Origin of the sequence: Psychromonas sp. SP041, assembly GCF_000470315.2 — a bacterium.
Lineage (GTDB): Bacteria > Pseudomonadota > Gammaproteobacteria > Enterobacterales > Psychromonadaceae > Psychromonas.
Map to the genome: position 1 here is coordinate 92,998 of NZ_CBRF02000012.1, position 26,175 is coordinate 119,172.

Below are 26,175 nucleotides of genomic sequence, written 5' to 3' on the forward strand. Positions count from 1 at the left end.
AAAGCGTCTACGGACGCTTTTTTTATTGCTATTATTTAGTCTAAATGTTGCTCGTCTCTTTTCTTGAATTAATAGCGCTTAGTAAATAACTCTTAGCAAATAATGTTGAGACTCTGAGTTGTTTCTGAGAATTGTTTTAGAATGATCCTATAAATTCAATTTCATTCGTTTTTAGTAAGAGGTTATATATGTTTATTGATAGTCACTGTCATTTTAATTTTGATTGCTTTAAAGCAGAGCAAGATAATTTACTTTTAGTGCTTAGTGATGTAAACATTAATAAACTGATCATTCCTGGAACCGATGCTAAGCGTTGGCCAGAAATAATCGACCTCATAGAGAAGAAAACTGAATTAAAAGAGCATAAAAATAAACTTTATTTTGCGTTAGGTGTTCATCCTCATTTCTTAACTGATTTTGAAAGCGATCATTTAAGCCAATTAAAAGAGTTGTTGGTTAAGTCACTTAAACAGAACGATAAGCGATGTGTGGCATTGGGGGAAATTGGGCTAGATAAGTTAATTGAAACAGATTTAGCGATCCAAGAAAGTGTTTTTTTAGCACAATTAGCAATAGCCGAAGACTTACAATTACCTGTCATTTTACATGTGGTTAAAACGCAATCTCGCATTTTACAATTACTAAAAGAAACCAAGTTTAGTTACGGTGGGGTTTATCATGCTTTTTCAGGAAGTGAAGAAATTGCCAATGAATTTATTAAATTAGGTTTTAAATTAGGCATTGGTGGTGTGATTACTTATCCGAATGCTAACAAAACACGTAACGCAGTCAGCCGATTACCTTTAACAAGTATTGTATTAGAAACAGATGCGCCAGATATGCCTGTTTATCAGCAATTAACACCTAATAACTCACCTCTACATTTAAAAACTATTTTTGATGCATTGTGTCAAATAAGAAAAGAATCTTCGGAAGTAGTGGCACAACAAATTTATACAAATACAAAAAGCATTTTTTCTATAATCAATGACTAATCTTAGTAACTAGCGTAAAATAGCGGCTTTTGTAAATACAGTTAGTGAAACATTGTTTCCAGAATAAGGTGATGGTTAATGACTCAATATCCAATGACAGCAAAAGGCGCTGGTATTTTACGTGCTGAATTAGAGCAGTTAAAAACAGTAAAACGTCCTGAGATTGTACATGCTATTGCAGAAGCTCGTGAACATGGTGATTTAAAAGAAAATGCTGAATACCATGCAGCCCGTGAACAACAAGGATTTTGTGAAGGTCGAATTCAAGATATCGAAGCAAAATTATCAAATGCACAAATTATCGATGTCAGCAAAATTGCAAATAACGGTAAAGTAATCTTTGGTTCAACGGTAACGATTGTTAATGCTGAAACAGATGAAGAAGTGAGTTACCAAATTGTAGGTGATGATGAATCTGATATTAAAAAGAATCTTATTTCAATTAATTCACCGATTGCGCGTGGCTTAATTGGCAAAAAATTAGATGATGAAATTTCAATTACAACACCAGGTGGCGTTATTGATTACGATATCATTAAAGTAGAATATACCTGTTAATTTGATTAAATCCTTACGTTACTTCAATAGTTGTTATTTGTTGAAGTAAAATAAAGGTAATAAAAAGCCCAGATAAACTGGGCTTTTTATTAGTAAAACAAGATTAAAACGTAAAGTTACTTACGTGGTAATTCTATTTTTTTAGCTTCACTTGGACGATACAGAACAACAATATGGCCAATTTTTGCAATCGCTAACGCTTCAGTTTCACGTACAATTGCATCAATGATAAGTTGTTTAGTTTCACGATCATCGGTCGCAATTTTTACTTTAATTAATTCATGGTAGCTAATAGCATTTTCGATCTCAGCTAATACGCCTTCGGTTAAGCCATTTTGTCCCAGTAATACAACTGGTTTTAAGGGATGAGCTAAACCTTTTAAAAATTGTTTCTGTTTGTTTGATAATTTCATGCAAATATCTTTCATTAAGGGTTGAAAACAGTTCATTCTACCCTTAAATATTAACCTTTACTATTTAGATTATTATTTATCCTAATATTCGCTCACTAAGGAAGTCATTGTGGCAAAACCAGACAGTACAAATCGTCTTAAAAAAAGTGCATCAGGCAGTTCTAAACGATGGATGCATGAGCATGTAAATGATTTCTATGTGAAAGAAGCAAACAAACAAGGGTTACGCTCTCGTGCTGTTTTTAAATTAGATGAAATAAACGGTAAAGATAAACTAATACGCTCAGGCATGACGGTAGTCGATTTAGGCGCTGCACCTGGGAGTTGGTCACAATGGGCTGTTGACAAGGTAGGATTGAAAGGCAAAGTGATTGCTTGCGATATTTTACCAATGGATTCCATTGCGGGAGTTGACTTTTTACAAGGTGATTTCCGAGAAGAAGTGGTCCTCAATGCATTACTTCAACGTATTGGAGATAATAAAGTCGATGTTGTTTTATCAGATATGGCGCCCAATATGAGCGGAAATACTGGTATTGATCAACCTAAGTCGATGTATTTGGTTGAGTTGGCATTAGATATGTGTCGTGATGTGCTTGTTAAAGACGGTAGCTTTATTGTTAAAGTCTTTATGGGTGCTGAATATGAGTCATTTATCAATGAGGTACGAAAATTATTCAAATCAGTTAAAACTAGAAAACCAGATTCTTCAAGAGCGAGATCTCGAGAAGTTTATTTAGTGGCGACTGGTTTTAAACTGTAGTAATCTGCTTTATCATTATATTCTTTTAATTTTTAACATGAGGTTTACATCTTGAACGATATGGCAAAAAACCTGATATTGTGGTTAGTCATCGCAGTAGTCTTAATGTCTTTATTCCAAGGCTTTGGATCAGACGATACCAATAAATCACAAATCGACTACACCAGTTTTAATAAAGAAGTAAGCCAAGGACTGATTCAACAAGTACAAATTAATGGCCAAGAAATTAAAGGTTTAAAAAGTAATCAAACACCGTTTGTTACTTATATTCCTGCGCCAGATTTAGATTTGGTTAATTACCTTATTAAAAACGACGTAAAAGTAGAAGGTACACCACCTGAAGAAACAAGCTTCTTAGCGTCTATTTTTGTGTCATGGTTCCCAATGCTGTTATTAATCGGTGTTTGGATCTTCTTCATGCGTAATATGCAAGGCGGTGGCAAAGGCGGCGCAATGTCATTTGGCAAGAGTAAAGCCAAATTAATGAGTGAAGATCAAATCAAAACAACGTTTGCTGATGTTGCTGGTTGTGACGAAGCAAAAGAGGATGTTGTTGAATTAGTTGAATACTTAAAAGATTCAAGTAAATTCCAAAAGTTAGGTGGTCGAATTCCAACTGGTATCTTGTTGGTCGGACCTCCTGGTACCGGTAAAACATTATTAGCGAAAGCTATTGCTGGTGAAGCTAAAGTCCCATTCTTCTCAATTTCAGGTTCTGATTTTGTTGAAATGTTTGTTGGTGTTGGTGCTTCTCGTGTTCGTGATATGTTCGAACAAGCTAAAAAATCAGCGCCTTGTATCATTTTTATCGATGAAATCGATGCAGTAGGTCGTGCTCGTGGTGCAGGTATGGGCGGCGGTAATGATGAACGTGAACAAACGTTAAACCAAATGCTCGTTGAAATGGATGGTTTTGAAGGTAATGAAGGTATTATCGTTATTGCCGCAACTAACCGTCCTGATGTATTAGATGCTGCATTATTACGTCCTGGTCGTTTTGACCGCCAAGTTGTTGTTGGTCTGCCGGATGTACGTGGCCGTGAACAGATATTAAAAGTTCATATGCGTAAAATTCCATTGGAAGACGATGTAAAAGCAACTGTATTAGCTCGTGGTACACCTGGCTTCTCAGGTGCTGATTTAGCTAACTTAGTGAATGAAGCTGCATTGTTTGCTGCTCGTGGTAACAAACGCACAGTATCAAAAGAAGACTTTGAACAAGCACGTGATAAAATATTAATGGGCTCAGAACGTCGTAGCTTAGTGATGACGGTTAAAGATAAAGAGTCAACGGCTTACCATGAAGCAGGGCATGCAATTGTTGCTAAATTAGTACCACAGCATCACCCAATTCATAAAGTCACTATTATTCCACGTGGCCGCGCATTAGGGGTGACTCAGTTCTTACCTGAAGGCGACCAAATCTCACAAAACAAAGATGAGTTGGAAAGTAGTATTTCAGTTGCTTATGGCGGTCGTATTGCTGAAGAACTGATTTATGGCGCTCAAAAAGTATCAACCGGTGCTTCACAGGATATTAAACAAGCATCTGCAATTGCTCGTGCAATGGTAACTGAATGGGGCTTCTCTGAAAAATTAGGTCCAATTCTATTAACTGGTGAGCAAGGTAGTTTACGTTCTAATGTTGTGTCGCATGAAACCGGTAAAGTGATTGATGATGAAGTAAAAGTCTTTATCGATAATAATTACCAACGTGCGTATAAGTTATTAACGGATAATATTGATATTTTACATGCGATGAAAGAAGCATTAATGAAATATGAAACTATCGATGCAGATCAAGTTGATGACTTAATGGCGCGTGTGACAGTTCGTCCTCCAAGTGATTGGGATGATGAAAAAGAAATGGAGTCACTTAAAGAAAAAAAATCGGCGATCAATATGGTTAAGCCAGAAAAATCTAACATTAATATGGCTCGACCAGAAAAAAATAAAGTGAACACGGATAAAGTGGTAACAGAAGAAGTTGTAGACGTTGAAAAGACTGAAAAGACTGAAACGACAGAAAAGCCTGAAGTGAAAGAAGTGGCGGAAACGACTGAAACCTCGATTGATGAAGATAAAGACAATAAATAAAATATTATTTTAGTTCTCTAAAAAAACCTAAGCTTGCTTAGGTTTTTTTTAATCTTTATTTTGAACATTTATATTCAATAAAAGTGCAAATTAATGATTTTAACTAGCGGAAAAAAAACACTTAACCTCAATCAACCTCAGATAATGGGAATTTTGAATGTCACGCCTGATTCGTTTTCTGATGGTGGGCAATATGCTCAAATAGATAATGCGTTTAAACATGCGAGAGAAATGGTTGAACAAGGTGCCACTATTATTGATATTGGTGGCGAATCTACAAGGCCCGGTGCTGAGGATGTTCTATTAAATGAAGAGCTCAATAGAGTTGTGCCTATTATTGAACGTATTAAAAATGAATTGGATTGTTGGATTTCAATTGATACCAGCAAAGAAATAGTAATGACAGAAGGCGTTAAAGCAGGCGCTGATATTATTAATGACGTAAGGGCATTGCGTGAAGAAGGTGCATTAAATGCAGCTGTTGAAGCCAATGTGCCAGTATGTTTGATGCATATGCAAGGTCAGCCGAGAAGCATGCAATCAGCGCCTGATTATCACGATGTGGTTGCAGAGGTAAGGCATTTTCTCATTGAACGTACCGAGCAATGCATTAAAGCAGGTATTAAAGCTGAGAATATTATTATCGACTTAGGTTTTGGGTTTGGTAAATCATTACAACATAACTTTGACTTATTGAATGCAACACAACAATTTATATCGCTAGGTTTTCCTGTGTTAACCGGAGTTTCTCGAAAATCAATGTTTGGTCAATTACTAAATCGTGATATAAATGACCGTTTAGCAGGAAGCCTAGCTGGTGCAATGATTGCGATGCAGCAAGGCTCAAAAATAATTCGTGTTCATGATGTCGCTGAAACCGTCGATGTCATGAAAGTATTACAGCAAATAAATACCTTTAAATCATAAAAGGTATCTCTGACGATGGTAAGATTTTTATTATGAATAAAAAGTATTTTGGTACCGATGGTATTCGCGGCAAAGTAGGTGAGTCTTTAATTACACCTGAGTTTGCATTAAAACTTGGTTGGGCTGCGGGTCGTGTATTAGCAAAGTCAGGTAATAAAAAAGTGTTAATCGGTAAAGATCCTCGTATTTCTGGTTACATGCTTGAAGCTGCTCTTCAAGCTGGGTTAACCTCAGCAGGTGTTATTCCTGTATTAATGGGGCCAATGCCGACGCCTGCGATTGCATATCTAACTCATACCTTCCGTGCAACTGCTGGTATTGTTATCAGTGCATCGCATAACCCATATTATGATAACGGTATTAAATTTTTCTCAGATGAAGGCATTAAATTGTCTGAAAAAGTAGAACTAGAAATCGAAGCTGAAATTGATAAAGAACTAAAATGTGTTGATAGTAGTGAGATGGGGAAAGCTTATCGTGTTAATGATGCTGCTGGTCGTTACATTGAATTTTGTAAGAGTACATTTCCATCACAATATGATTTAACAGGACTGAAAATAGTGGTTGATTGTGCTAATGGCGCGACTTACCACATTGCGCCTTCTGTTATTAGTGAGCTAGGTGCTGAAGTTATTGCAATGGGTGTTGAGCCTAATGGTATTAACATCAACTTAAACTGTGGTGCAACTAGTATGGATGCTATTGCCGCTCGCGTTTTAGAAGAAAAAGCTGATTTCGGTATTGCTTTTGATGGTGATGGTGACCGCGTAATGATGGTCGACCATACTGGTTATGTACTTGATGGTGATGAGCTTTTATATATCATTGCCCGTGATAAGTTACGTAAAGGCACATTAAATGGTGGTGCTGTTGGCACTAAAATGTCTAACCTTGGGTTAGAGCAAGCATTGAAAACATTAGGTATTCCTTTTGATCGTTCAGATGTTGGTGACCGTCATGTAATGGAACTAATGAAGAAAAATGGATGGAGTATTGGTGCTGAAAATTCAGGACACGTTATTTGTGCTGATCATTTAGCAACGGGTGACGGTATTGTTTCTGGTTTACAAGTGATGAGTGCAATGCAGGGGAGTCGCATGAATTTACATGACTTACGTCAAGGCATGCGTAAATACCCTCAAATATTAGAAAGCATTCGTTATAATAATGAAATTGATCCTTTGCAAGATGAAGATGTATTGGCAGAATTAGCTCGTATTGAAGCATTATTAGGTGACCGTGGCCGTGTGTTATTAAGAAAATCAGGGACAGAGCCGGTTTTCCGAGTGATGGTTGAAGCAGATGAAAGCGAAGAAAAAGTAATTGCTTACGCTAAGTCTTTAGCGAGTAAAGTAAAAGTATAATTGTTTGCTTAAAGCAAACTATAAAATCAATGATATAAAGTGAAACAATTAATATTAGGACGATATAACGCAGTAGGTTGATGGTTTTTTATACTGTTTTGTAAAGAAGCTGTCGATGCGGCTAAATTGTCTTAATATTAACTTGTGATCCGCACTGGCATTGGGTAGTATTCGTCCGCTTCTTTGTGGGAGCAAATGAAGTTTTAACAAGTTAAATTAGGTATATAAATATGTATGAGATGCTGTTAGTTGTTTATTTAATTGTTTCAATTATTTTAGTTGGTTTTGTTTTAATCCAACAAGGTAAAGGAGCAGGTATGGGTGCATCATTTGGCTCTGGCGCTTCTAACACAGTATTTGGTGCAGGCGGTTCTGGTAACTTCATGACACGTACTACTGGTATTTTAGCATTAGCATTTTTTGTGCTGAGTTTAGTGCTAGGTAACCTTTCTACACATAAAGTGTCAGTAAATGAAGATTTCTCAAACTTAGCGATTGAACAAACTACTGAAGTTCCAGTAGAAGTTGATACCTCTACTCAAATCCCAGAGTAATATTTTTAAAAAGCGGATATGGTGGAATTGGTAGACACGCAGCCTTGAGGGGGCTGTGGCTTAGGCCGTGAGAGTTCAAGTCTCTCTATCCGCACCAATTTAGGTTTTTTGATTGCGCTCAGATCACACTTTAGCTATAATGCTGCAGTTATCAGAGCAATTAAAAAGTCGCTCTAAGTGTAATGTTACAATAGATAGATAGCCTCAATATTGTTTGTTACACCTGGATAAGATTTAGTTTAGATGTTTATTGCAAGTTTAATTTAAATATTTAAACGTATAGTTCAGACGCGAGATCGAGCCAGTCTAGTAAAGTAAATCGACGGGCTCCTTCTTGTAGATAAAAGGCGAAGGCCGTAGGTTCAAATCCTGCTCTCGCAACAAGTGCATAGCACTTATGGATAAAAATTTTAGTTTGAGTATTGATTTTTTTAGTGGAATTTAATGTTTAAACATAGCAGTACAGTCGCGAGATGGAGCAGTCTGGTAGCTCGTCGGGCTCATAACCCGAAGGTCGTAGGTTCAAATCCTGCTCTCGCAACCACATTATGTTTGTTAATAGAGCTTTTAGCTCGTCGGGCTCAGCTCTTAATAAACAGGCGAAGGTAGGAAGTTTTTTAATCCTGCTCTCGCAACCCGTTTATAAAGTGATTTTGATTACTTTATAGGTAAGTTTAAGAGATGAAACATTATCTCCTTACCACATTCGATATTGTCGTTTCCTATCGCAATATCTGTTTGATTTAATCAAACAAAACGAATGAAGCTCCAATTTATTGGGGCTTTTTTGTTATTTGCGTATTTGGTTTTGATTTTAAATACGTTTTACTGACAACTTATGTTTATCAAAAATAAACATAAGTTGTTATTTAAATAGGGCTATATGCCCTTTTTTTGTTTCTGAAAGGGGATAGATTTGGCAAGTTTAGAAGAGCGTCTAACTGAAATGTTAGCGCCAAGTGTGGAAGACCTTGGCTATGAATTAGTTGGAGTTGAATACGTACGTGCAGGTAAACACTCAACATTACGTGTTTATATTGACCAAGAAGAAGGTATTTTGGTTGATGACTGTGCTGCAGTGAGTCGTCAAGTCAGTGCTATTATGGATGTTGAAGATCCAATCACTAACGAGTACACACTTGAAGTATCGTCTCCAGGTATGGAAAGACCGTTATTTAACGCAGCACAATATGCCGCGTTTATAGGCGAAGAAGTAAAAATACAACTGCGTATGCCGATTCAAAATCGCCGCAGATGGAAAGGTGTTATTAGTAGTGTAGACGGTGAGATTATTTCCGTTTCTGTTGAGGGTAAAGAAGAGCGCTTTGCGCTGAGTAATATCCAGAAAGCGAACATAGTTCCAAAATTTGATTAATTAAGGCGTTAAAAATGAATAATAAAGAAATTTTATTGGTTGTTGAAGCTGTTTCAAATGAAAAAGGCTTACCAAGAGAAGCAATTTTTGAAGCATTGGAAAGTGCACTGTCTATTGCAACTAAAAAGAAATATGAATTAGAAATTGAAGTTCGTGTTGATATCGACCGTGAAACGGGCCACTTTGATACTTTCCGTCGTTGGTTAGTATTAGAAGTTGATTCAGAAATGGAAAACCCTGCAAAAGAAATGACGTTTGAAGCTGCACAATACGATAGCCCTGAAATTAAAGTTGGCGAATATATTGAAGACGAAATCGATTCAGTTACATTTGACCGAATCACAACACAAACTGCAAAACAAGTTATCGTACAAAAAGTACGTGAAGCTGAACGTGCACAAGTTGTTGCTCAGTATGCAGAAAAAGAAGGTGAGTTAATCACTGGTGTTGTTAAACGTATGACACGTGATAGCATTTTATTAGACTTAGGTAACAACGCTGAAGCGGTTATTTTCCGTGACGAAATGTTACCTCGTGAAAATTTCCGTCCAGGCGATCGTCTACGTGGTTTATTATTTGCTGTACGTCCTGAAGCTCGTGGCGCACAATTGTTCATGACGCGTACACAACCTGAAGTACTAGTTGAGTTATTCCGCCTAGAAGTGCCTGAAATCGCTGAAGAGATGATTGACTTAATGGGTGCTGCTCGTGACCCAGGTTCTCGTGCTAAAATCGCGGTGAAATCAAACGACCAACGTATTGACCCAATCGGTGCTTGTGTTGGTATGCGTGGTGCTCGTGTTCAAGCTGTTTCAAATGAACTAGGCGGTGAGCGTGTTGATATTATCCTTTGGGATGAGAATCCAGCGCAATTTGCAATTAATGCAATGGCACCTGCTGAAGTTGCTTCAATTGTTGTTGATGAAGATTCGCACAGCATGGATATTGCTGTAGAAGATGAAAACTTAGCACAAGCAATTGGTCGTAACGGTCAAAACATTCGTTTAGCATCTCAACTAACTGGTTGGGTATTAAATGTAATGACAGTGGCTGAATTAAAAACTAAGCATCAAGCTGAGGCTGATGGTGTCGTTTCATTATTCACGTCTGCGTTAGAAGTTGATGAAGACTTCGCTAGTGTATTAGTGGAAGAAGGTTTTAGTTCTTTAGAAGAAATTGCTTACGTTCCTGCTGAAGAGTTATTAGCGATTGACGGTTTTGACGAAGATATGGTTGAAGAGCTACGTACTCGTGCTAAAGACGTACTAGCTACAAAAGCCCTTGCTGAAGAAGAAAGTCTTGAAGGTGCAAAACCTGCTGATGATCTATTAGCACTTGAAGGCTTAGAGGCACACCTTGCATTTGTATTAGCAAGTAAAGGTGTGATTACATTAGAAGACTTAGCAGAACAAGCTGTTGATGATCTACTAGAGATTGATGAAAAACTAGATGCAGAAAAAGCAGCGGAATTAATTATGGCTGCTCGTAACATCTGCTGGTTTAGTGAAGATGCGTAATAGCGTCAGTATGGAGAAATAAATAATGTCAGAAATTCTATTAAAAGACCTCGCTAAAGACTTAAACAAATCTGAAGATGTGTTAGTTCAGCAGTTTGCTGATGCAGGTATTACTAAAAAAGCTAGCGACAAAGTAAGCGTTGAAGAAAAAGAAAAGCTAACTACTTATTTGCAAAAGCAACATGGTGGCGAGCAAAAACAAAAAATGACTTTACAACGTAAAACAAAAACAACGTTAAACGTTAAAGGCCAATCAAACGCTGTTAATGTTGAAGTTCGTAAAAAACGTACTTTTGTTAAGCGCTCTGATGAAGAGATTCAAGCAGAAAAAGCAGCAGAACAAGCTGTAAAAGAAGCTGAAGAAGCTAAAATTCAAGCTGAATTAGATGCTAAAAAAGCGCAAGCTGAAAAAGTACTAGCTGAAAAATTAGAAGCTAAGAAAGAAGCTGAAGAAAAAGCAAAATTAGCAGCAGCCGCTAATAAGCAAAAACAAGCGACGACTAAATCTGTTAAAACAGATGAACAAATTCAATTAGAAAAAGAACAAGCTGATTTGTTGAAAAAAGCAGAAACTGAAGCGTTAGCAAAAGCAGAGAAAGATGCTGTTGAGCAAGCTGAACTAGCTAAGAAATTAGCAGAAGAAAATGCAGCTCGTTGGGCAAAAGAAGAAGCTGACCGTAAAGCAGCTGAAGGTGCAGATTACCATGTAACTACATCAACAGAAGCTCGTGCAGCAGAAGATGCTGTTGATACAAAAGCGGAAGGTCCAACACACCGTAAGAAAAAGAAAAAAGCACCTGCGGCTAAGCCACTTGAAACTGTTTATAACCGTCGCGGTAACAACCGTCGTGGTAAAAAAGGTTCAACAGCAACGCCTCATGCACTTCAACAAGCATTTGAAAAACCAGCTGCTAAAGTTGAGCGTGACGTTAAAATTGGTGAAACTATTTCAGTAGCAGAACTAGCTAACAAAATGGCTGTTAAAGCAACTGAAGTAATCAAAGCGATGATGAAGATGGGTGCTATGGCAACTATCAACCAAGTTATCGACCAAGAAACAGCCTCTATTGTTGCTGAAGAAATGGGCCATAAAGTAATTCTAACGAAAGAAAATGAGTTAGAAGAATCTGTAATGGCAGAAGCACAACAAGGCGGCGCTAAAACATCTCGTGCACCTGTTGTTACTATCATGGGTCACGTTGACCACGGTAAAACTTCATTACTAGATTACATTCGTCGTGCAAAAGTTGCTGACGGTGAAGCCGGTGGTATTACTCAACATATCGGTGCTTACCATGTAGACACTGACAAAGGTATGATCTCGTTCCTAGATACTCCTGGACATGCGGCGTTTACGTCAATGCGTTCTCGTGGTGCTAAAGCGACAGATATCGTTGTACTAGTTGTTGCTGCTGATGATGGTGTTATGCCACAAACAATCGAAGCTATTCAACATGCTAAAGCTGCTGGCGTTCCGCTAATGGTTGCTGTGAATAAAATCGATAAAGAAGGTGCAGATTTTGACCGTGTTAAAACTGAACTTTCACAACACGATGTTATTTCAGAAGAATGGGGTGGTGAAAACATCTTCTCATTCGTATCTGCAAAAGTAGGTACTGGTGTTGATGCATTATTAGATAGCATCTTACTACAAGCTGAAATGTTAGATTTAGAAGCTGTTTCAACAGGTCCTGCATCAGGTGTTGTTATTGAATCTCGTCTTGATAAAGGTCGTGGTCCAGTTGCTTCTATCCTAGTACAGCAAGGTGAATTGAAACAAGGTGACATCGTACTTTGTGGTCTTGAGTACGGACGTGTTCGTGCAATGCGTGACGAAAACGGTAAGCCAATTGAATCTGCTGGTCCTTCTATCCCTGTTGAAGTATTGGGTTTATCTGGTGTACCACAAGCCGGTGATGAAGCGACTGTTGTTAAAGATGAGAAGAAAGCACGTGAAGTTGCATTATACCGTCAAGGTAAATTCCGCGATATTAAACTAGCTCGTCAACAGAAAGCTAAACTTGAAAACATGTTCTCTAACATGGAAGCAGGCGAAGTATCTGAACTTAATGTTGTACTTAAGTCTGATGTACAAGGTTCACTTGAAGCGATTTGTGATTCACTAAACAAACTATCTACAGATGAAGTTAAAGTTAACATCATCGGTCGTGGTGTTGGTGGTATTACTGAGACTGACGCATCATTAGCTTCTGCTTCTGGCGCATTGGTTATCGGCTTTAATGTTCGTGCTGACGCAAGTGCACGTAAATTAATTGATAACGAAGCAGTTGAATTACGTTACTACAGCATCATCTACGATCTAATCGATGAAGTTCGTGCTGCAATGAGTGGTTTATTAGCACCTGAATTCAAACAAGAAATTACAGGTATTGCTGACGTACGTGAAGTATTTAAATCTCCTAAGATCGGCGCAATCGCTGGTTGTATGGTGACTGAAGGTACTATCAAACGTAACAACCCAATTCGTGTTCTACGTGAAAACGTGGTTATTTACGAAGGTGTGCTTGAGTCTCTACGTCGCTTTAAAGATGACGCAACTGAAGTTCGTAACGGTGTTGAGTGTGGTATCGGCGTTAAGAACTACAACGACGTACGCGTAGGTGACCAAATAGAAGTATTTGAAATTATTGAAGTAAAACGTACTCTTTAATTTTAAATCTTAATAACTATTAAGAATGGGGGCTTATGCCTCCATTCTCATTTAAAACAGCGCTTAACCTGCGCTGATTAGGAGTTACAAATGGCAAAAGAATATAGCCGTGCTTCTCGAGTTTCTCAGCAAGTACAAAAAGAACTTGCTCGAATCTTACAACAAGAAGTTAAAGACCCACGTATTGGAATGGTAACCATTTCTGGCGTTGATATTACACGTGACCTTGCTTATGCAACGGTATATGTGACCTTTTTTACTGTTGGTGAACAGACAAATGATGAATCATTAAAAGGCTTAAATGCTGCTGCTGGTTACGTCCGTCGTTTACTGGGTAAAGCAATGAAATTACGTATCGTTCCTGAAGTACGTTTTTGCTTTGACGAAACACTGACTGAAGGTTTACGTATTTCAGAGTTAGTAAGTGGCGCAGTAAAAAATGACAAAGTTAAATTAAAAGAAGCTGGCCGTGAAGAAGAAGCGCTAGAAGCAACAGAAGAAGAGGAAGCGAAGTAATGGCAAAACGTGGAAAGGGTCGCCCGATTAATGGCATCGTACTATTAGATAAACCTACGGACATCAGTTCCAATCATGCCTTACAACGTGTAAAACGAATTTTCTTTGCTCAAAAAGCAGGGCATACCGGCGCTTTAGATCCATTAGCCACTGGTATGTTACCTGTTTGTTTAGGTGAAGCGACTAAGTTCTCTCAATTTCTATTAGACTCAGATAAGCGTTATACCGTAACCGCTACTTTAGGTGTTAGAACTGATACCAGTGATTCTCAAGGTGATGTGGTTTGCGAGAAACCTGTTTCAGTGACTCAAGAACAGCTTGATATTGCCCTTGATACTTTTCGTGGTGAAATCGAACAAGTTCCCTCTATGTATTCAGCCTTAAAATTTGAAGGTAAGCCACTTTATAAATATGCACGTGAAGGGATTACAATTGATCGTCCAGCGCGTCCTATTACAGTTTATGAAATCAACCAATTACGTTTTGAAGACAATGAAATTGATTTAGATATCCATGTGAGTAAAGGGACTTATATTCGTACTATTGTTGATGATTTGGGCGAATTATTAGGTTGTGGTGCACATGTCTCGATGTTACGCCGTACACAGGTTGCTGATTACCCTTACGAACGTATGATCACTATCGATGAGCTAGAAGCATTAATAGAAAAAGCGAAAGAAGAAGACGTCAGCCCTTATGATTTATTAGATCCATTGTTACTAGAGATGGATACAGCGGTTAAAAACTATCCTGAAGTAAACATTTCTGATGAAATGGGTGCTTACGTATTGCACGGTCAACCGGTACAAGTCTTCGGCGCACCAGACAATACCATTGTTAGAATTACTGTTGGCGAACAACGAACGTTTATCGGCGTTGGACAAATGAATGATGATGGTCTGGTTGCACCAAAACGTTTAGCTAACTTAGATCTTTAAAGAACAAATTTATAAAGAATAGGCCTATAAAGAACGGATCTATAAGGCTCTACTTTATAAGTGAACGTATTCATTAAATGAACGTTAAGTTAAATTGAAACTAAAACAGATTGGCATAGCTAAGATGACTAAAATAGATTTTTCTCAAATAAATAAAACCGCTGCTGACTCTTTTAATCAACAGCGTAATGTTATTAAACGCCTTGCAAAGGGCCAAAAAGTGCTTTGTGATCAATGCCAACAAGCGTTAACGTTAACGGTATTAAGTGAAGGCGAAAGTGGCGTGCAATGTACCAAAGGTTGTACCCAAATTAATTTAGAACTCGACGTTTAAAGCGTCGACAAGGTAGGTTTTATGAGCTCAGAATTATATTTTATTTACGACTCTCATTGCCCATGGAGTTATGCTGCAACACCATTAGTGGTTGCTTTAGATGACGCTTTTCCTGAAATGGAAGTGCATGCTTGGCATTGCGCTAACTATGATGGTGGTAGTAGTGTTGGTTTTAACGCGATTAAATCTGTTGAAAAAGAAAGTGATGTACCTTTTTCACAAGAGTATATACGTTTCGCAGACAGCCCTAAAAACAGTATTATCAGTGCAAACTTGTTAGCTTGGATCTCAACTAAGCAGTCAGATAAATTATTAACAGTATTACAAGCTTTGCAACATGCTCATTTTGTAGAAGGTAATTCTTTAGGTAAAAAAATAGACTTTACAGAACTTGCTGAAGATCTAAAGTTATCAATACCAAATAAAGTATTTAAAGAAGAACTAAGCAAAGATGCTTTGTATGTTTTATCTGATATTAATGATTTACAAGAGTTCATGGGAACGGTTTCTTTCCCTGCTTTATTGTTAGTACATAATGATAATGCTGTCCTGTTAAATCATGCTCAATATATCGGTGATCCCGAGAGTATTGTTGCAGATGTTGAAAAGCAGCTACAAGATTAATATTGCTGACTCAATGACATTATATTGGTAGCTAGTAATATTAATAAAATGAAATGATCAAACCGGTCATTTCATTTTAAATACAAAATTTTTCTATAACCCTTCATTACTCTTCATTACTAACAGTTACTTATTGCACTCCTTCTCACCTATACGCATACTGTATTTTTATAAATGTCCTCAGTGAGAATGGATTATGGCCGATAGTTTTCTACTTTTTGATATTGCACAAAAAGATCAATTAACAGATAACGTTTTACCGTTTTTTGAAGAAACTATTTTACCAAGAGCTTGGGAAGATCAACCTGTCCAGTTTAATAAAGACAGCCGTGTTTATGCTTATGTTAATGATCAACAAGCACCCGCGGTTATCCAAGCAGCGATTGATGGTGGCTGGCAACTTGCGATTTTACCTCACCCAGATGCGCTCTATGTCAAGCGTGGATTTTGTGCTCAAAGTAACTTAAAAAAAGCGATTCAAGAAGCAGAGAAAAGCCAACCAGAACAAGTTGATATAGTACGTTGTAATGGCAAAATTTTATTGTGTGAGCTTGTCTTTGGAGAAAGCTTTAACTTATTACCCAGTGCTAAAAGCCTAGGTTTTATTGAAAGGCTTAAACTAGGTTGGAAAAACCTCGGTAAAATTCGTCATGCTTGTCCCAAACAAGTCACGTTCAATACCGAGAATGAAAGTGGCTTTACGACTGCTGCATTAGGCGTTGTTATTGCGGCACATGTCCATGACTCTTGGCTATCTAAACATATATTACCCAATAGCCATATCAACGATGGTATGTGCCACGCAATGCTTATTGCACCACGTAGCATTATGGAATTACTGCGATTTATTACTATCTCCACATTGGGTCGATATTATTCATTACCTAGCTTTCTAGGGTTGGTGAAAACTAAAAGCTTAGAGATTACTAATGGCGATATTTTGCATTACCAAGTGGATGGACAAGAAGAGCAAGCTGAGACCTTATCTATCCAAACAGAAAGTCATGTATTAACCTTATTAGTGGGTGAATCTTTACCGATCATAGATACTTCTAGTGCACAAAAAGAACAACTCAAAATTAAAGGTCTACCATCTGGTGAAGCGGTGAATGAATTAGCCACTAAACCGTTAGCTTTTATTGCGCATGCTGCAACAGACGAATTTAAAGACCTATATCAATTACTCAGAGACAATGCGACAACCTCTTCTGCATTTCTTACTTTAATGGCACTATCGACCTTGCTCGCAAGCGTAGGGCTCTTTGCAAGCTCTGCCCCTGTGATTATCGGTGCGATGATCTTAGCGCCTCTAATGGGGCCTATTATTTCACTTTCGATGGCACTCGCACGACAAGACCCTTCATTGCTTACTGCGAGTGCAACAACCTTAGGCATAGGAATATTAGTCTCTTTAGGTTTTTCATCTGTTGCGAGTTTTATTATCCCGATGGAAATTGTCACCCCTGAAATTGCGGCTCGGTTAAGTCCAAGTTTATTAGACTTAGGGGTTGCGGTTATTTCTGGTATTGCTGGTGCTTATGCGCACGCGCGTGTTGATGCAGCTAAAAGCTTAGCGGGTGTTGCGATCGCCGTAGCGCTTGTGCCACCATTAGCAGTAACAGGTATTGGTATTGGCTGGTTAGATTCGCACGTCGCTTGGGGCGCTTTATTATTATTCCTAACTAACTTGGCAGGTATTGTCTTTGCTGCAGCATTGACCTTTCTTGCTTTAGGATTTGCTCCTTTCACTCGCGCTAAAAAAGGCCTGATGATTGCTTTTATTGGTGTGACACTTGTTTCTATCCCGTTGGTGTTTAGTTTTTTACGTTTATCTGAAGAAGCGAAAATAATGCAACAGCTTGAAGGTAAAAGAATAGGGGAGGTCGTGATCAGAGAAGTGTACGCAAGAGCATTAGAGCCAGTTGAAATCTCTGTCAAATTAGTGACGCCTGAAACCTTAACCAGTGAAAAACTTGATGCGATCAAAGACAGTATTGAATCGGAGTTACAACAAGATGTCATTATGGAAGCACAAGTCATTATTCGTCGGGAATAATGGTTTTATTGGGTTTTAATTCGCTTTTTAGTTGAGTTTTCGCCGCCCTTTTTTATACTTTGAGTATAAATAAAGGGCGGTTAAAACTTATCTAAAAAATGTTAAGCTACTTTCTTCTTATTAGATAGCTAATCGTTAATAATACCAATGGAATTAAATAAGTGATCAGAGATTGCGCAGGAAAAATTAACACTAATAAGGCGTGAGTTGTAGGAGATAGTTGTTCTCACTTCAAAACTCACAACGCAGTTAGGGGTGATTTTAACCAGCAAGAATGATCACCTTATTAATTCTTTTGGTATAATCAATCGTTAGCTATCAACAATCAGTTATCAGCAATCAAAAGCGTACTTCTTTATGTTTACACTTCGTCCCTATCAACAAGATGCCGTTAATGCGACTCTGCATTATTTCCGTCGATTTAGTACACCTGCCGTATTAGCTTTATCAACAGGTGCAGGCAAGAGTTTGATTATTGCAGAGCTTGCTAGGATAGCGAAAGGACGTGTGTTAGTACTTGCTCACGTTAAAGAACTAGTGGAACAAAACCACGCTAAATATGAAAGCTATGGCGTTGAAGCGTCTATATTTTCCGCAGGGTTAGGGCGTAAAGAAACGTCTGAACAAGTTGTATTTGCTTCAGTACAATCCATTGTAAATAACCTTGAGCTTTTTGATGATGCTTTTTCCTTACTGGTGATAGATGAATGTCACCGTGTCCCGATGCAAGGTGACTCAAGTTATCAAAAAGTGATTAAACACTTACAGTCTATCAATCCAAATTTAAAAGTTTTAGGGTTAACTGCAACCCCTTATCGTCTGGGCTTAGGGTGGATATATCAATATCACACCCGTGGACAAGTTCGCAGTGAAGAACCACGTTTTTTCCGAGATTGTATTTTTGATTTACCGATTCGATTTTTGTTAGATGAGCACTTTTTAACTGAGCCTAAAGTCATGGATATGGCGGTTTTAAGTTATGATTTTTCTCAAATAAGTCCAGCTAATACGGGGAGTTATCGAGAGGCTGATTTAAATAAAGTGATTGAGAAGTCTGGTCGTGCGACACCTGAAATTATTAAGTCGGTTATTCATCACGCAGAAAAAAGACAAGGGGTGATGATCTTCGCTTCTACGGTAAAACATGCTCAAGAAATATTAGGTTATCTGCAAGATGAAAGTGCTGCATTAATTATTGGCGATACGGCAGGTAAAGATCGTGATCAAATTATCCAAGATTTTAAAAATAAAAAAATAAAGTATCTCGTCAATGTTTCCGTATTAACTACAGGGTTTGATGCGCCACATGTTGATTTAATTGCTATTTTACGTCCAACTGAATCTATCAGCTTATATCAACAAATAGTAGGGCGAGGGTTGCGCTTGGCTGAAGGCAAAAAAGATTGTTTAGTCATGGAGTTTGCAGGGAACTGCTACGATTTATACGAGCCTGAAGTTGGTCAGGAAAAGCCTGAAAGTGGCAGTGAAATAGTGACTATCCCTTGTCCGGCTTGTCAGTTTAATAATAACTTTTGGGGGAAATTAGATCCTGCTGGTTTTGTGATTGAACATTATGGTCGTAAATGCCAAGGGTACTCATTAAAAATCACCGAAGATGATGACGGTAATAAATTTGAAGAACGCGTGCATTGTAACTATCGTTTTCGGGCTAAATTTTGCGACCAGTGTGGAATGGATAATGATATTGCAGCGCGTGTTTGTGGTCATTGTGAAGCCGTATTAGTAGACCCAGATAAAAAACTGCGTGAAGCATTAAAGTTAAAAGATGCAATGATTATTCGTTGTGATGATATGCAACTTGAGGCGACTAAAAATAAACACGGTAAGAATCAATTAAAGGTAACTTATAGTGGTGGCCAAGGACAAATTAGTGAATTTTGGCAATTGACCACCGCCAAGCAAAAAGCACAATTTCTACAACGTTTTATTCAACCACATTTAATTGATCGCTTTAGACCTTTCACTGACAGTTCAGTAACCAAGGTAATTAATAATGAACATCGTTTGCAGCCTCCAGAAATAGTGATCGCTAACAAAGTGGGGCGGTTTTGGCAGATAAGGGATAAATTATTTAATATTCAACAATTCCCAAAAGCGCTCGAAGTGTTACAACAGATGGAGTCGTCGGAGATAGAAGCATAAGTGAAGAGCTTAACCGTCAATCATTTATTGAATAAGTAACTTAAAACAATGAATGGCTAAATGAGAAGCATCATATTATGATCTTTTTATAAGCCAATGGCATATTACTGATTATATGAAAAGCATTGTTTTTGTAATTAAAAATTGTAATTACAAGTTATCATCAAAACTTTAATCAACAAGATGTTAACCGAAAAGTACTGGCACTCAGCTCACTTTGTCATGCTAGAATTTTTCAACACTTTATTAACTAGACTAAATTAACGGGACTAAAAAATGCAAAAATTCTTTTATATCTTAGCCGCAATTATTATTTTAATCGTCATCGCTTTTTTTGTATTAGGGTTAGTCTCTAAAAAAGGCCAAGCACCAGGAATACAAGCAGGACATTTACAACCTTGTGTCAGCGCAGAAAACTGTGTGATCAGTGAAAGTATTGAGGGGGATAAAAGTACTATTGAACCGTTGGCTTTTAGTGGTGATAAAAATGAATTTTTAGGTAAAGCCAAAGCAGCTGTAGAATCTCTGGGTGGCGAAATAGTACGTATTGAAACAGATTATATTGCAGCTACTTTTACGTCTGGCATTTTTGGTTTTGTTGATGACTTAGAGTTAAGAGTGAGTGATGATAACTTATTGCATTTTCGCTCTGCTTCACGAGTTGGCCGCAGCGACTTAGGTGCAAATAAAAAGCGTGTTGATACATTGAAAGCTTTACTGATTAAATAAATTGCTTTTTTTATTCCTATTGTTGATAACTGATTTTTTTGAAAAAAAACTTTCTGTTGTTCGCATAGGATTATAAAAATTGGTTGATCAACATTACCATTTTCACGTCAGGAATAATGAATGAATAAAAATATCGAACGGCTTTTAACGTTAGTGGCGAGTGTAAATGACCAATTAATAGAAAAGCATCAGCAACTCTCTACTACGGTCGGGTTGTTAGAGCAAAGCTTACAAGCGTCGAATGCAGTCACTGTCGAGAATATTAAACTTAAACAAAGGTTAATGTTTATTATCTTGGATGCTAATCCTGAGATTGTAGGAGTCGGAACGGGGAAAGCAGGGACGGAAGATTTTGTATTTATTGATCAATATAAACTCGGAGAGTTGTCTGCTCAACTGGTGATTGAGTTAATGGAACAACATCTCCTAAGCTAATTTTTATTTTTAATTAATTTTTACTTTTAACTAATGGTTTCTTCGAAATTAAAAATCTATTTAATTAAATTATCAAACTAAGTTAACTCTGACTACCATTAGCAATAGTAACAGCACCCACCAATTATCTAGGCAAATAAACATACATCGATTAACTTTAAAATTAATACATCACTGAATTTAATAAATCAGTTTTTGAAATACAAATAATCTATTGAATCCGTAGTAAATGTAAATTACTGTGGTCTATGGTTATGAGTGTTTTTCCCTCAATCTAAGTCACTTTTTAATCTTTTTCGCCTCTCTCATTGAAGGATAGATTAATGTTAACTCTTGAAAATAACTGCATTGTGATTTTTGGCGCCTCTGGTGATCTCACACAACGCATGCTAATTCCCGCGCTTTATAAATTATATTCACATCAAAAATTATCTTCTTCATTTGCTATTTTAGGTGTTAGTCGCAGTACTTATGATGACCAAAGTTTCCGTGATAAATTAATAAAAGATCTCGCTTCAGACGATAATGTAGATCTTGAGTCATTAGATAAGTTTTGTGAGCATTTATTTTATCAAGTCATGGATCCCGAAAATAAAGATGAATATACGGCACTTAAGCAGCGAATTCAGTCCATCGAAACAGAATTGAAAATAGACAGTAATACGCTATTTTATCTTGCGACTCCACCTAGCTTATATTCTGTTATTCCTCAAAATCTTGCTGCTCAAGGGTTGAATGTTGAAGATGATGGCTGGAAGCGATTGGTTATTGAAAAACCTTTTGGTTATGACCTTGAGTCGGCTATTGCGCTTGATAAAATCTTGTATCAGGACTTTACAGAGGATCAAATTTATCGAATTGACCATTACCTCGGTAAAGAAACGGTGCAAAATATGTTAGTGCTGCGCTTCGCTAATAGTATTTTTGAACCGCTGTGGAATTCAAAATACATTGATTATATTGAAGTGACAGGCGCTGAAGACTTAGGCATCGGTTCTCGCGGTGGTTATTATGATAATGCCGGCGCGATGCGCGATATGATACAAAATCATTTATTGCAAGTGATTGCGATGGTCGCCATGGAACCGCCTGCCGTCATCAATGCCGACTCAATGCGTGATGAAGTGGTTAAAGTGTTGCAATGCCTAAAACCATTAAACGAGGATGATCTAAAACATAACTTAGTATTAGGACAATATACAAAATCCCATGTAGGTGATGAATGTTTATTAAGTTATCGTGAAGAAAACGGGGTACCTGAGGATTCTCGTACAGAAACCTATATTGCACTTAAAATGTTCATCAAAAATTGGCGCTGGGACGGGGTACCGTTTTATTTACGTACCGCCAAGCGTATGCCAACACGCGTGACTGAAGTTGTGATCAATTTTAAGAAAACACCTCACCCTGTTTTTTCTGCTAACCCACCTGATAATAAACTGATTATGCGTATTCAACCTGATGAAGGTACATTATTAAGTTTTGGTTTAAAGAAACCTGGAGCAGGTTTTGAAACAGAACCGGTGGCAATGGACTTTCATTACAGCAACTTAAAAAACTCTGAATTATTATCTGCCTATGAACGTTTATTATTAGATGTATTAAAGGGCGATGCGACACTCTTTTCTAGAAGTGATGCTGTTCGTGCTTGTTGGGAGTTTGTACAACCGATCCTTGATTATAAAAAAAATAAGTTTGATCTTTATGGCTATGCAGCGGGAACATGGGGACCGATTGAAGCAGAGGCCTTATTTAAAAATGGGCAAACTTGGCGTTCTCCTTGTAAGAATTTAACCGACACTGATTACTGCGAGCTATAACATGAATAATATTATTTTCGATTCAACTCAATCTTTACTTGAACAACTTGCTAATGAATTACTGCGATTAAGTGAAAGCGAACAGCCTATTCATATCTCTTTATCGGGTGGTTCAACGCCTAATCTTTTGTTTGATTATTTAGCGAACTCTCACTTTTCCACCACCATAAATTGGCAACAGTTACACTTTTGGTGGGGAGACGAACGTTGTGTAGCGGCAGAAGATCCAGAAAGTAACTATGGACAATGTAAACAACGTTTATTCGATCATATTACTATTCCTGCTGATAATATTCATCGTATTCGTGGTGAAACCCCACCAGAGCAAGAAGCCATTCGTTATGCGCAGGAAATTCAATTAAGTGTGCCTGTTTACGATGGGCTTCCACAATTTGACTGGGTTATATTGGGCATGGGAGGAGACGGTCATACCGCGTCTATTTTCCCTGAGCAAACTAATTATGAAGAGACTAACTTAACCTTTCTTGCAACACAGCCGCAAAGTGGACAGTTACGTATTTCAAAAACAGCGCATTTAATTGAGCACAGTAAACGCATTACCTATTTAGTCATGGGAGCAAGTAAAGCGGATATTATTTATAAAATAAATACTCAGAATAACAGTCGTGATCTTTATCCTGCCGCCCATATTTCAGCTAAAACAGGGATAACTCAATTTTATTTAGATCCAGAATCTTCAACACGATTACCAAAAGGAAAGAAATAATGAATGCTGATATCGCAGTCATAGGCCTAGCCGTGATGGGACAAAACCTGATTTTAAATATGAATGATCATGGCTTTAAAGTCGTTGCTTATAATCGTACCGTCTCTAAAGTTGATCAATTTTTAGAAACGACTGCTAAAGACACTGATATTGTTGGTGCCCATTCTCTTGAAGAGATGGTGAGTTTACTCGCAGCCCCTCGAAAAATTATGTTGATGGTGCGTGCCGGGGAGGTCGTTGATCACTTTATTGATGCGCTCATTCCTTTACTCGATAAAGGCGATATCATCATTGATGGAGGTAACTCTAATTATGTTGATAGTAACCGTCGCGTTGAAAAGTTGAGTCAATTAGGCCTTCATTTTGTGGGGGCTGGTGTCTCAGGTGGCGAGGAGGGTGCTCGTTTTGGGCCGTCTATTATGCCTGGTGGAGATGTAAAAGCATGGCCACATATCAAACCTATTTTTCAAGGCATTTCTGCAAAAACAGATCAAGGTGATCCTTGTTGTGATTGGGTCGGTAATGCAGGATCGGGGCATTTTGTCAAAATGATCCACAACGGTATTGAATATGGTGATATGCAGCTTATCAGCGAAGCTTATCACTTTATGAAAGAAGCGTTATTAATGTCTCATGAAGAGATGGAAGCGACTTTTAAAAAATGGAATGAAACGGAACTCAATAGTTATTTAGTAGAAATTACTATCGATATACTTGCCTTCAAAGATACTGATGGCCAACCACTTGTTGAAAAAATAATGGATACCGCAGGCCAAAAAGGAACCGGTAAATGGACAGGGATTAATGCATTGGATCTTGGTATTCCACTGACCTTAATTACAGAGTCTGTATTTGCACGTTACCTTTCTTCTCTTAAACAACAACGAGTGGATGCGAGCAATTTATTTAATAAATCAATTACACCTATAACAGAGAACAAAGAACAATGGATAGAGGCATTACGTGATGCACTATTAGCCAGTAAAATAATCTCTTATGCACAAGGGTTTATGTTAATGAAACAAGCATCAGAAGATAACAACTGGGAGCTCAATTACGGTAATGTTGCTTTAATGTGGCGTGGTGGTTGTATTATACGCAGTGCATTTTTAGGCAATATTCGTGATGCTTTCGTCGCAGAGCCAGAGTTAACCTTTTTAGGATTAGATTCTTACTTTAAAACGATCTTACAGCGTTGTTCACCAGCGTGGAGAGACGTTACTTCGAAGTCGTTACAAATAGGTCTACCAATGCCTTGTATGACGTCATCATTAACGTTCCTCGATGGTTATACCACTGCTCGTTTACCTGCCAATATGATTCAAGCACAACGTGATTATTTCGGCGCGCATACTTTTGAACGAATCGATACGCCAGAGGGAGAGTTTTTCCATAATGATTGGACTGGTCATGGCGGTAATGTGTCATCTACCACCTATGATGCTTGATTAGATAAAGAGGTGTAGTTAAAACGTATTATTCATACCGTTGCTGTTAAGCTTTTTGCTGAAACAGTAACGGTATAATTTTCATCTTTTAGCCTTTTCAGATTTAACCTCTTAGTCTCATCATTTAAATCAGCGGTAAGTTTTTACGCGGAATTAACTTGGTCTAAAAGACGAGTGACAAAACAGGCGACAGCACCAAATAGGATAAATGTGTGTAGGCTTTGATCAACTTGCTAATATATTACTAATACCAAAAGAATTAATAAGGTGATCATTCTTGCTGGTTAAAATTACCTCTAACTGCGTTGTGAGTTTTGAAGTGAGAACAACTATCTCCTACAACTCACGCCTTATTAGTGTTAATTTTTCCTGCGCAATCCCTGAACACTTATTTAATTCCATTGGTATAAGGAGAAAAAATTGAGTGGAAACATTATTGACAAGGAATCGGCTGATTCGGCACAAAATCATATTGTGCGTAGCGTTCAATGCAAGCATCTAGCAGTGCCTCATTATCGTAAAATTCAAACACTATTTCTGCAATTTCGTGTAAAGCATCCCTATCATCACTACTAATACAAAACATGTCATGGTCAGTGCCTAGAGATAGTTTAGTCAGAAGCGCTGGGTTTTTCTCGGCTAGCATATTTTCAATAACCATCCCCCAATCTTCAGCATCACCTAGAAAGTCATGAACTTCAAATGCTTTCCATTTTAAATCACCTAATGTAAGACTATGTTTCTTTTGAAAACTTGAAAACAAAAACGGCTGAAAAGCATTGGGTTGTTTCATAAAAGATCTCTTTAATGAGTGGATGGAGGAACTAAGTTATAACCTATCCTATCCCTATTAAAATTATGAATAATGCTATGCATCATGCTTTTGAATTTAATAATGTTTAAAAATCTAAATAGAGATTGTGTTTTATTTATTTGTGAGCAGGGAGGCATAACAATAATAGCCAAGAAAGAGTTAATCGATATCAGGCGATCATGATGAAAGGTATAATATGCTTTTTGATAATAATACCGATTACATTAAATAAGTGATCTAAATTTTGTGCAGGAAAAATGACTTAGTTTAAGGCGTAAATTGAGCTAAATAGATAATTGGACTCCCCTACACCATTACCAACGTGTAGGCTAATATC

Annotated in this window: 23 protein-coding genes and 2 tRNA genes; 23 read left to right on the top strand and 2 right to left on the bottom strand. The window is 37.6% G+C overall.

Features of this window, described 5'->3' with window-relative positions:
- Window positions 1-188 precede the first annotated feature (188 nt).
- Both SP041_RS08725 and greA read left to right on the top strand, forming a co-directional pair.
- The gene (locus SP041_RS08725) at window positions 189-995 is read left to right on the top strand and encodes a TatD family hydrolase (protein WP_025562771.1); all 807 of its coding nucleotides are present in this window, start codon (window positions 189-191) and stop codon (window positions 993-995) included.
- A gap of 78 nt (window positions 996-1,073) precedes the next feature.
- The gene (gene greA, locus SP041_RS08730; protein WP_025562772.1) at window positions 1,074-1,553 is read left to right on the top strand and encodes a transcription elongation factor GreA; all 480 of its coding nucleotides are present in this window, start codon (window positions 1,074-1,076) and stop codon (window positions 1,551-1,553) included.
- A 116-nt stretch (window positions 1,554-1,669) separates the two neighbouring features.
- Here greA and yhbY read toward each other — a convergent pair whose 3' ends face one another.
- Window positions 1,670-1,966: a ribosome assembly RNA-binding protein YhbY gene (gene yhbY, locus SP041_RS08735; protein ID WP_025562773.1), complete on the bottom strand. Its 297-nt coding sequence runs from the start codon at window positions 1,964-1,966 to the stop codon at window positions 1,670-1,672.
- A 109-nt stretch (window positions 1,967-2,075) separates the two neighbouring features.
- On the opposite strand from yhbY, the gene rlmE reads away from it, so the two are divergent.
- The 21 genes from rlmE (at window position 2,076) to gnd (ending at window position 25,024) form a co-directional block, all read left to right on the top strand.
- Entirely contained in the window at window positions 2,076-2,729 is a 654-nt protein-coding gene (gene rlmE / locus SP041_RS08740; protein WP_025562774.1) for a 23S rRNA (uridine(2552)-2'-O)-methyltransferase RlmE, read from the top strand.
- A gap of 51 nt (window positions 2,730-2,780) precedes the next feature.
- The gene (gene ftsH / locus SP041_RS08745; protein WP_025562775.1) at window positions 2,781-4,826 is read left to right on the top strand and encodes an ATP-dependent zinc metalloprotease FtsH; all 2,046 of its coding nucleotides are present in this window, start codon (window positions 2,781-2,783) and stop codon (window positions 4,824-4,826) included.
- Window positions 4,827-4,919: 93 nt separating this feature from the next.
- Window positions 4,920-5,753, top strand: coding sequence for a dihydropteroate synthase (folP, locus tag SP041_RS08750; protein WP_025562776.1), 834 nt, complete (start codon window positions 4,920-4,922; stop codon window positions 5,751-5,753).
- 32 nt (window positions 5,754-5,785) lie between these two features.
- Entirely contained in the window at window positions 5,786-7,117 is a 1,332-nt protein-coding gene (gene glmM, locus SP041_RS08755; RefSeq protein WP_025562777.1) for a phosphoglucosamine mutase, read from the top strand.
- Window positions 7,118-7,347: 230 nt separating this feature from the next.
- On the top strand, window positions 7,348-7,671 hold the full coding sequence (secG, locus tag SP041_RS08760; RefSeq protein ID WP_137297575.1) for a preprotein translocase subunit SecG: 324 nt from the start codon (window positions 7,348-7,350) through the stop codon (window positions 7,669-7,671).
- Window positions 7,672-7,683: 12 nt separating this feature from the next.
- Window positions 7,684-7,768, top strand: a tRNA-Leu gene (locus SP041_RS08765).
- Window positions 7,769-8,138: 370 nt separating this feature from the next.
- Window positions 8,139-8,215 (top strand) — tRNA-Met (locus SP041_RS08770).
- Between the two features lie 372 nt (window positions 8,216-8,587).
- Window positions 8,588-9,046 carry a ribosome maturation factor RimP gene (gene rimP / locus SP041_RS08775; RefSeq protein ID WP_137297576.1) on the top strand — a complete coding sequence of 153 codons (459 nt, stop codon included), beginning with the start codon at window positions 8,588-8,590 and terminating at the stop codon, window positions 9,044-9,046.
- Between the two features lie 14 nt (window positions 9,047-9,060).
- Window positions 9,061-10,563 carry a transcription termination factor NusA gene (gene nusA, locus SP041_RS08780; RefSeq protein ID WP_137297577.1) on the top strand — a complete coding sequence of 501 codons (1,503 nt, stop codon included), beginning with the start codon at window positions 9,061-9,063 and terminating at the stop codon, window positions 10,561-10,563.
- Between the two features lie 25 nt (window positions 10,564-10,588).
- Complete coding sequence (gene infB, locus SP041_RS08785; RefSeq protein ID WP_137297578.1) at window positions 10,589-13,234, top strand: translation initiation factor IF-2; 2,646 nt, start codon at window positions 10,589-10,591, stop codon at window positions 13,232-13,234.
- 90 nt (window positions 13,235-13,324) lie between these two features.
- Window positions 13,325-13,750 (top strand): 30S ribosome-binding factor RbfA, encoded by a 426-nt coding sequence (gene rbfA, locus SP041_RS08790; RefSeq protein ID WP_137297579.1) that lies wholly within the window; start codon window positions 13,325-13,327, stop codon window positions 13,748-13,750.
- Window positions 13,750-14,688, top strand: a complete 939-nt coding sequence (gene truB / locus SP041_RS08795; RefSeq protein ID WP_137297580.1) for a tRNA pseudouridine(55) synthase TruB — start codon at window positions 13,750-13,752, stop codon at window positions 14,686-14,688. The genes rbfA and truB overlap by 1 nt, the downstream gene beginning before the upstream one ends.
- A gap of 124 nt (window positions 14,689-14,812) precedes the next feature.
- The gene (locus SP041_RS08800) at window positions 14,813-15,022 is read left to right on the top strand and encodes a hypothetical protein (protein WP_137297581.1); all 210 of its coding nucleotides are present in this window, start codon (window positions 14,813-14,815) and stop codon (window positions 15,020-15,022) included.
- A gap of 21 nt (window positions 15,023-15,043) precedes the next feature.
- Window positions 15,044-15,646, top strand: coding sequence for a protein-disulfide isomerase (locus SP041_RS08805; protein WP_137297582.1), 603 nt, complete (start codon window positions 15,044-15,046; stop codon window positions 15,644-15,646).
- A gap of 196 nt (window positions 15,647-15,842) precedes the next feature.
- Window positions 15,843-17,702, top strand: a complete 1,860-nt coding sequence (locus SP041_RS08810) for a TIGR00341 family protein (RefSeq protein WP_137297583.1) — start codon at window positions 15,843-15,845, stop codon at window positions 17,700-17,702.
- 357 nt (window positions 17,703-18,059) lie between these two features.
- Window positions 18,060-19,865 carry a DEAD/DEAH box helicase gene (locus tag SP041_RS08815; protein WP_025564735.1) on the top strand — a complete coding sequence of 602 codons (1,806 nt, stop codon included), beginning with the start codon at window positions 18,060-18,062 and terminating at the stop codon, window positions 19,863-19,865.
- A 276-nt stretch (window positions 19,866-20,141) separates the two neighbouring features.
- The gene (locus tag SP041_RS08820) at window positions 20,142-20,594 is read left to right on the top strand and encodes a DUF1499 domain-containing protein (protein WP_025564736.1); all 453 of its coding nucleotides are present in this window, start codon (window positions 20,142-20,144) and stop codon (window positions 20,592-20,594) included.
- Window positions 20,595-20,714: 120 nt separating this feature from the next.
- Window positions 20,715-21,029, top strand: coding sequence for a hypothetical protein (locus SP041_RS08825; RefSeq protein WP_025564737.1), 315 nt, complete (start codon window positions 20,715-20,717; stop codon window positions 21,027-21,029).
- A gap of 323 nt (window positions 21,030-21,352) precedes the next feature.
- Window positions 21,353-22,849 (top strand): glucose-6-phosphate dehydrogenase, encoded by a 1,497-nt coding sequence (gene zwf / locus SP041_RS08830; protein ID WP_025564738.1) that lies wholly within the window; start codon window positions 21,353-21,355, stop codon window positions 22,847-22,849.
- A gap of 1 nt (window position 22,850) precedes the next feature.
- On the top strand, window positions 22,851-23,576 hold the full coding sequence (gene pgl, locus SP041_RS08835; RefSeq protein WP_025564739.1) for a 6-phosphogluconolactonase: 726 nt from the start codon (window positions 22,851-22,853) through the stop codon (window positions 23,574-23,576).
- Complete coding sequence (gene gnd, locus SP041_RS08840) at window positions 23,576-25,024, top strand: decarboxylating NADP(+)-dependent phosphogluconate dehydrogenase (protein ID WP_025564740.1); 1,449 nt, start codon at window positions 23,576-23,578, stop codon at window positions 25,022-25,024. Before pgl ends, gnd begins: the two co-directional genes overlap by 1 nt.
- A gap of 433 nt (window positions 25,025-25,457) precedes the next feature.
- On the opposite strand, the gene SP041_RS08845 is transcribed toward gnd, so the two are convergent.
- Window positions 25,458-25,817 carry an Imm51 family immunity protein gene (locus SP041_RS08845; protein ID WP_025564786.1) on the bottom strand — a complete coding sequence of 120 codons (360 nt, stop codon included), beginning with the start codon at window positions 25,815-25,817 and terminating at the stop codon, window positions 25,458-25,460.
- Window positions 25,818-26,175: the final 358 nt, after the last annotated feature.